The organism is Pseudomonas sp. Sample_9, assembly GCF_004307535.1.
GTDB classification, from domain to species: Bacteria; Pseudomonadota; Gammaproteobacteria; order Pseudomonadales; family Pseudomonadaceae; genus Aquipseudomonas; species Aquipseudomonas mercuritolerans.
On the sequence record NZ_RAZO01000254.1, the window covers coordinates 1 to 1,746 of the forward strand.

General features: G+C 58.8%; 2 protein-coding genes. One reads left to right on the forward strand and one right to left on the reverse strand.

Translation table 11 applies throughout. The features are described 5' to 3' along the window. Window positions 1-474 precede the first annotated feature (474 nt). On the forward strand, window positions 475-837 hold the full coding sequence (locus D6877_RS14390; protein ID WP_130911228.1) for a DUF6124 family protein: 363 nt from the start codon (window positions 475-477) through the stop codon (window positions 835-837). A 168-nt stretch (window positions 838-1,005) separates the two neighbouring features. On the opposite strand, the gene D6877_RS14395 is transcribed toward D6877_RS14390, so the two are convergent. Further along, window positions 1,006-1,722 (reverse strand): SIMPL domain-containing protein, encoded by a 717-nt coding sequence (locus tag D6877_RS14395; protein ID WP_016771714.1) that lies wholly within the window; start codon window positions 1,720-1,722, stop codon window positions 1,006-1,008. Window positions 1,723-1,746: the final 24 nt, after the last annotated feature.

A 1,746-nucleotide genomic window follows, 5' to 3' on the forward strand; every position in this document is an offset into this window, starting at 1 on the left:
CTTCCGACGTCGCCGGTGGATCAAGATCAAGAGCACTCGAGCTAACGCTCATTGTGTAGGAGCTGCCGAAGGCTGCGATCTTTTGCTTGTGCTTTTCTATGGGAGCGAGCCTGTTCGCGATGAGGCACCTCAAGGTCCCCGAGGGCTTGAGTTTGTTTAATTCAGATTTTCAATAACCCGAACCTTCCCACAAGGTTTTCAGGTTGTCCGTCGGACGTGTGATCACTAGGCTTAATCTGTCGCTGAAGGTTCAGCGATCGGATGTGAGAATCCGTTGAGATGTTTTAATCCAACACGAGTACAACCATAATCCGCGCCAGTTAATTTGCTGCTGCGTAGTTTTATGGCGGCTGTGTGCGGGCGGACTTCGGTTCGGCCGGGTTGATCTCACCGGTTTCTCACTCCGCATACAGCTGCCACCTCTTCGTCGCGTGAGAAACGACAAGTGTTGGCTTCAACCAAGAGATCGCTCCAATGTCTAAGCCAGTCCCCGACCCACCCGAAGAAACCTCAACCCCCCTCGAAGCCGCGCTGCGCGCCGACGATCTCGCAAAAAACCGCGAAGCCATCAAGCGTGCCCTCGATTTCTATCTCTGCCCGCCACCCGGCAAACCCCATCCGCCCAGCACGATGTTTCTGGTCCGGCCCGACATCGACACTGAAAGCCTGCTTGCCCACGCCTGTGAGTCCCTCGCTTCAGCCAATACGCTGGCCAGCGATTTCGCCGATCAGCTCGGTCGTCCGCAGCGCAATACGGCGCTGGCGATTCAGCAGATCATCATGCTGGCGGAGCAGGCGGTGAATCGGGCGCTGGATCGGGTTGATCCGCACGCTTGAGATCGCGTCATCGTTCTTCGCGAGCAGGCTCGCTCCCACATTCAAATGCGTTCAACCTGTGGGAGCGAGCCTGCTCGCGAAGCGGTGGATCATTCACTACAAAACCCGGACACAAAAAAACCGGCAACCATTTACTGATTGCCGGTCTTTCATTCAGCCAAGCTCAAATCACTGCATCAACACTTCAATCGAGCCATCAGCGGTCATGCTGACCTGGCTGGTGCCGGCTTCAACTTCCGGGGTGACTGGTGCGGAATCCATGGCCGCGGCTTTCATCATCATCGGCGCGCGCAGGTACGGTTGTGGGTAACCGTTGCTGTTGAGGTTCAGGTTGACGATTTTGTAACCCTTGCCGCCCAGGGCGTCGGTGGCCAGTTGGGCGCGGGTCTTGAAGGCGGTGACGGCTTCTTTGAGCAACTGGTCTTCGCTGGCCTTGCGGGTCGGGTCGGCGATGGCGAAGTCCATGCCGCCCATTTTCAGGTCGGTCAGCAGCTCGCCGGTGAGTTTGGACAGGGCGGCGAAGTCGGTGCTTTCCAGGCGCAGTTCGGCGCGTTCGCGCCAGCCGGTGATCTTCTGGCCTTTGGTGTCGTAGATCGGATAACTGTTGCGGCTGCCCGTGCGCAGGGTGATGTCTTTGACTTGTTTGGCCTGGGCGGTGGCCTTGTTCATGGTGGTGCTGATGGCGGCGGCGAGTTTGGCCGGGTCGGTGTTCTGCTCTTCGGTATAGAGCGTCACGATCATCTGGTCGCGGGCCACTTCCTGGCTGACTTCGGCGCGCAGGGAAATCTGGTTGTAGTGCAGCTCATCGGCGGCCAGCGCCGGGAGGCTGGCGACGCTGCCGACGGTCAGGGCGAGGAGGGCGGCGCTGCGGCGAAATGTGTGCATGAAGGCTCCTTGAATGAGGCGCAG

Coding starts and splice junctions, on each gene's coding strand:
- D6877_RS14395 (WP_016771714.1), bottom strand. CDS start 1,722: ATGCACACATTTCGCCGCAGCGCCGCCCTCCTCGCCCTGACCGTCGGC.
- D6877_RS14390 (WP_130911228.1), top strand. CDS start 475: ATGTCTAAGCCAGTCCCCGACCCACCCGAAGAAACCTCAACCCCCCTC.